Consider the following 6,034-nt stretch of genomic DNA (forward strand, 5'->3'; position numbering starts at 1 on the left):
TTAACCAACAGTTACCTTTTCTTGTGGAAGCTTAGAATATGATTTAACTTTTGAAACTGTCGCATAAATGAAAGTTAATCCTCCTACTCTTCCTAAATACATCAAAATAATCAAAATAATATGACTTGCACTTGATAAAGAAGCTGTAATTCCCATTGACAAACCAACAGTACCCACAGCCGATGCACTTTCAAACAGGCAATCTAATATTGGTAAATTTTCAATAACACTGATTGCGATTCCACCTGTTAAAAATAAAAATAAATACATCATAAAAATCGCAAGAGCATTTAGTACAATTTCATCAATAATACGACGTTTAAAGACGGTAACATCATGTCGTTTAAAGAAAATCGCAAAACTAGCTAAAACAACGATTGAAAATGTTGTGACTTTCATTCCTCCAGCAGTCGAGCCTGTTGCCCCTCCAATAAGCATCATAATGATCATAATCAAACGACTCGCTTCACTCATTCCATTAAAGTCGACAGTATTAAATCCTGCTGTACGAAGCGTTACAGATTGAAACATGGAAACCCAAAATCGTTGTCCAACTGTTAAATCTTTAAATTCATGGAAAAAGAAAAATAAAAAAGGAGCAACCAATAATATCGCTGTTGTCGTTAAAACAAGTTTTGATTGTAACGAATATTTTGAAAATTTAAACTTATGACTTTGAAAATCTCTCCATGTGATAAAGCCAATTCCACCAATTATAATTAACAAACAAATCACAATGTTTATTAATGGATTGTATGCATACATGCTTAATGAAGAAGGCGTATTAGGTGTAGAAATTATATCAAACCCCGCATTACAGAAAGCCGATACAGAATGGAAAAGAGCATACCATATTCCTTTTAAAACACCATAATCAGGAATAAACTGAAAACAAAGTAGGATCATTCCAATGAATTCAATCACAAAGATACCTTTCACAAAAAATTTAGAATATCGAATAATTCCACCTACATATGGAGCCGATACAGATTCTTGCATTAAAGAACGTGAGGTAATTCCTATTTTTTTGCCAGATACAATCCCAATTAATATAGCCAATGTGATAACTCCCATACCACCAATTTGAATCAAGCACATGATGACAAAGTGTCCAAACATTGTCCATGCCGTTGCTGTATTATTAACTACCAATCCAGTAACACATGTTGCACTTGTAGCAGTAAATAGTGCATCCAGAAATGAAACACCGTTTGTTGAAGAAATAGGAAGCATCAATAACAGCGTTCCTGTTAAAATCACAAAAAGAAATCCAAAAATAATGATTCTTGAAGCTGTCAGCGACTTCTTAAATTTTAGCAATTTACTCATTTTAAAACCTCTGAATAAACACGAAGAGCATTTTTGTAAAATATCTTTTCAACTTCTTCGTTAGTAAAATTCGCATCGTATAGCGCTTGTTCTAGTAATGGCATTTGCGATGCATCCCCAATTTCACATTCACAATTGATGCCGTCAAAATCTGTTCCTAAAGCGATAACATCAATTCCAGCTAAATCTTTAATATATTTAATTTGGTCTACCATAGCTTCAATTCGACTTGGTCCATTAGGTTTATCATGAAGTTCAAGGAAATCACCACAGAAATTCAATCCCATTACTCCTCCTCTTTCTTTCAAAGCTAAAATCATATCATCTGATAAATTACGAGCAACCGGACACATAGCTCGTGCATTGGAATGAGATGCGACGAATGGTTTAGTAGTATGATCGTATACATCCCAGAATCCCGCATCATTTAAATGTGAAACATCAATAATCATTCCTAGTTTTTCCATTTCAGCTATATATTCCATTCCAAATGGCGTTAATCCATTAACACTGTCTACTCTTTGAAGTAAATTAGGTACATTCGAATCTAAAAAATCAGGGTTCATCAATAAATTAGGATATCCAATTCCATTTTCATAATTCCATGTTAAGGCAATCATACGAACACCCATACGATAATAATTTCTTAGCATTGCTAAATCATTAAAAACAACACCACCATCTTCAAGTGTTAATAAAGATGAAATTTTACCTTCTTTTTCATTTTTTAAAATATCTTCATAACAATATACAGGTGCAATGTATTGACTATTTTGTTCAAGCATTCGACAATACATATCATATAATCGCATCGTTTCGTGTTCTGCTATTTCATTTTTCTTTTGATCTGTGAATAAAGCAAAATTTTGAAGAAGATAATTTCCTTTCTTCATTTTTTCAATATCAATTGAACATTTATTTTTATAAAGTGAAACATTTTCGTGACGATCTTCTGAATCAAGTAAAGATAGAATCGTATCACAATGCATATCTAAAACTTTCATATAAATTCTCCTCGTCATACATTGTAGCATTAAAAAAAAAGAGTTCAATTGCTGAACTCTATTTTACTAATAATTCACAGATTTTTCTTGAATATGAAATTGGATCACTAATCGCAAATCCTTCAATTAAACAAGCTTGGCTATATAATACATCAGCCACTTCTTTAACTTTATCTTTGTCTGTTTCATATAAACTCTTTAATTTTTCGAAAATTGGATGATTTGGATTAATTTCCAAAATACGTTCTGCTTTAATTGGCATAGGATTGTCTGGCATATTGTTAAATACACGTTCCATTTCAAATGACACACCTTCACCTGCACTTAAACATACTGGATCATCAATCAATCGAGAAGATAAACGAACTTCTGATACTTCTGGTAAACTTTCTTTCATAAAGTCTAATAATTCTTTATTTTCTTCTGAAGTTTTATTTAATGCTTCTTTTTCTTCATCAGAATCTAAGTCTAAGTCACCTTGAGCTGCGTTCTTAAATCCTTTTTCGCGATAATTCATTAATGATTGCATTACGAATTCATCAACGTTTTCTGTTAAATATAAAACTTCATATCCTTTTGATTTTAGTGTTTGTACAACTGGCAATTTATCCATTAACTCTAAATCTGTACCCGATACATAATAAATATCTTTTTGGTCTTCTTTCATACGTTGTACATATTCATTTAAAGTTACTAATTTATTTTCATTTGATGAATGGAACAATAATAAGTCTTGTAGCTTATCTTTATCTCTTCCATAATTGTTGTAGCAACCAAATTTCAAGTTAATACCAAAGTTATTCCAGAAAATTTCATATTGATCACGTTCTTTTGTTAACATATTTGTTAATTCAGATAAAATTTTCTTTTCAATACGTCCAGCAATTACTTTTAATTGATGATCGTGTTGCAACAATTCACGCGAAATGTTTAATGATAAATCTTGTGAATCAACTAACCCTTTCACAAAGCGTAAATAATCTGGTAATAATTCTTCAGTATGATCCATAATGAATACACCACGGCAATATAATTGTAATCCACGTTTATAATCCGCATTATAAAATCCTTGTGGAACTCGACTTGGAATATACAACAAAGCATTAAAGCTTACGTTTCCTTCTACATTAAAGTGAATTGTTCTAAAAGGATCAGAGTAATCATAGAAATGATCTTTATAAAATTGATTATATTCTTCTTGTGTAATTTGTGATTTATTACGTTTCCATAATGGAACCATTGAATTTAAGACTTGATCTTCTTGAATTGTTTCATATTCTGGATTTTCACTATCCTCAGTTCCTTCTTTCATTTTTGTTGTTTCAACTAACATGTGAATTGGATAACGAATGTAATCTGAATATTTCTTAATTAAATCTTTAATCTTATAAGTTTCTAAATATTGAGAATAATCATCTTGGTCTGTATCCTCTTTTAATGACAATACAATTGTTGTTCCATGTGTATCTCTTTGACCTGGATTAATTTCATATCCATTTACACCATCACTTGTCCATTGACATGCATCAAATCCATCTTTCTTAGATGTAACCGTAATTTCTTTAGCGACCATGAAAGCCGAATAGAATCCAACACCAAATTGACCAATGATATCAATATCTTCATCGTTCTTTTCTTGTTTTTCTAATTCTTCTTTAAAAGCTAATGAACCAGATTGAGCAATTGTTCCTAAATTGTCATCTAAATCTTGTTCATTCATACCAATACCTGTATCAGAAATTGTAATTGTACGATCTTCTTTATTTAAGTCAATTCGAATTCCTAATTCATTTGAATCAACGTGTCCTTCATTTGTGAAATAATATTTATCAATCGCATCTGAAGCATTTGAAATCAATTCACGTAAGAAAATTTCTTTGTGAGTATAAATTGAATTAATCATCAAATCTAAAATACGCTTTGATTCTGTCTTAAATTCCTTTTGTGCCATATATATCAGCTCCTTTGAAAATAAAAAAATTAGCACTCTTTTATATTACGTGCTAATTTTATCACCGCTGTTTGGCACTGTCAACTTATAAGTGCTAAGTTTTTTTATTTCGTATTAACCTCACTTAAAATCAATTCTGGATTTCTATCCATTATGCTCTTAATTGTATACATACTATTAAATAAAATTAAATAATTTCCTCTAAAGTCCTGTAACAACTTCGCATCTAATGAAATTTTTAATGACTTAATATCAATTTCTTCATTTTGAATCCAACGAACATATTGATAAGGAAGTGGTTCTCTAACAATTTCAACATTGTATTCTTGTTTTAATCGATGTTCCAATACCTCAAATTGAAGCACACCAACAACTCCAACATATACTTTTTCAACTCCGGTAGAAGGTTCTTGATAAATTTGAATAGCTCCTTCTTGAGCAATTTGAGTAACACCCTTTACGAATTGTTTTCGCTTCAACGTATCTTTTTGAATTACCAATTCAAAATGCTCTGGCGCAAAAGTTGGAATGCTGTCGTATTTAATTTTCATTTTAGGATCACATACGGTATCTCCAATAGAGAAAATACCTGGATCAAATACCCCAATGATATCTCCTGCATACGCTTCATCAATGACCTCACGTTCTTGGGCCATCATTTGTTGAGGTTGTGATAATTTCATGGTTTTATTTCTTTGAACATGATATACGCTCATGTCTTTATCAAATTTACCTGAACAAATTCTCATAAACGCAATACGATCACGATGGTTTTTATTCATATTTGCTTGAATTTTAAACACAAAAGCACTGAATCCTGAATTAACTGGATCGACAATTTCATCTTGGGCTTTTCTTGCCAATGGTGATGGTGTCATTTCAAGGAAATTTTGAAGAAATGGTTCAACTCCAAAGTTTGTTAATGCAGACCCAAAAAACACAGGTGTTAATTGTCCATGATGCACTTGATCTAAATCAAATTCATAACTTGCTCCATCTAATAATTCTACATCTTCAATCAATTGATCCGTTAATTCTTCTCCTAATAAAGCATATAATTGTTCAGGATCATCTAATGAAACTTCAATTTTCTCTGCTTTACGTTTTCCTCTTTCACTGTTGTCAAAAGCTAAAATATGTTTTTTATTACGATCATATACCCCTTTAAAACGATTTCCTGAACCAATTGGCCAGTTAACCGGATATGTACCAATTCCAAATTCTGTTTCTAATTCTTCCATTAAATCAAATGGATTCTTAGCTTCACGGTCCATTTTATTGATAAAAGTAAAAATAGGAATGTGTCTCATCGCACATACTTTAAACAATTTACGTGTTTGAGGTTCAATTCCTCGACTCGCATCAATAACCATAACCGCACTATCAGCGGCCATTAAAGTACGATATGTATCTTCAGAAAAGTCCTGGTGTCCTGGAGTATCCAAAATATTGATACAATAATTATTGTATTCAAACTGCATAACGGAGCTAGTAACAGAAATCCCTCTTTGTTTTTCAATTTCCATCCAGTCACTTACAGCATGTTTTGAATTTTTCTTTCCTTTTACGGCCCCAGCTAATTGAATAGCTCCACCATATAATAGAAACTTTTCTGTTAAAGTTGTTTTTCCGGCATCCGGGTGAGAAATAATCGCAAATGTTCTTCTTCTATTAATTTCTTGTTCTAAGTTCATAGTATTCCTGGTATATTCTAATTGACTCATCTAATAGTCATTTAGAATATACTTTT

Annotated in this window: 4 protein-coding genes; all 4 read right to left on the bottom strand. The window is 31.4% G+C overall.

Going from position 1 to position 6,034, the window contains the following annotated elements; genetic code table 11:
* Positions 1-1,329, bottom strand: coding sequence for a TrkH family potassium uptake protein (locus tag ACI313_RS06625; protein WP_439755596.1), 1,329 nt, complete (start codon positions 1,327-1,329; stop codon positions 1-3).
* Positions 1,326-2,333 carry a dipeptidase gene (locus ACI313_RS06630; protein ID WP_320608404.1) on the bottom strand — a complete coding sequence of 336 codons (1,008 nt, stop codon included), beginning with the start codon at positions 2,331-2,333 and terminating at the stop codon, positions 1,326-1,328. Before ACI313_RS06630 ends, ACI313_RS06625 begins: the two co-directional genes overlap by 4 nt.
* A gap of 58 nt (positions 2,334-2,391) precedes the next feature.
* Complete coding sequence (htpG, locus tag ACI313_RS06635) at positions 2,392-4,284, bottom strand: molecular chaperone HtpG (protein WP_439755597.1); 1,893 nt, start codon at positions 4,282-4,284, stop codon at positions 2,392-2,394.
* A 104-nt stretch (positions 4,285-4,388) separates the two neighbouring features.
* Positions 4,389-5,978, bottom strand: a complete 1,590-nt coding sequence (locus ACI313_RS06640) for a peptide chain release factor 3 (RefSeq protein ID WP_320608406.1) — start codon at positions 5,976-5,978, stop codon at positions 4,389-4,391.
* Positions 5,979-6,034 lie beyond the last annotated feature (56 nt).

This window comes from Floccifex sp. (assembly GCF_051873495.1).
Classification (GTDB): domain Bacteria; phylum Bacillota_I; class Bacilli_A; order Erysipelotrichales; family Erysipelotrichaceae; genus Floccifex.

Excerpts from the sequence above, each read along its gene's own strand:
- ACI313_RS06625 (WP_439755596.1), bottom strand. The coding sequence starts at position 1,329 with ATGAGTAAATTGCTAAAATTTAAGAAGTCGCTGACAGCTTCAAGAATC.
- ACI313_RS06630 (WP_320608404.1), bottom strand. The coding sequence starts at position 2,333 with ATGAAAGTTTTAGATATGCATTGTGATACGATTCTATCTTTACTTGAT.
- htpG (WP_439755597.1), bottom strand. The coding sequence starts at position 4,284 with ATGGCACAAAAGGAATTTAAGACAGAATCAAAGCGTATTTTAGATTTG.
- ACI313_RS06640 (WP_320608406.1), bottom strand. The coding sequence starts at position 5,978 with ATGAACTTAGAACAAGAAATTAATAGAAGAAGAACATTTGCGATTATT.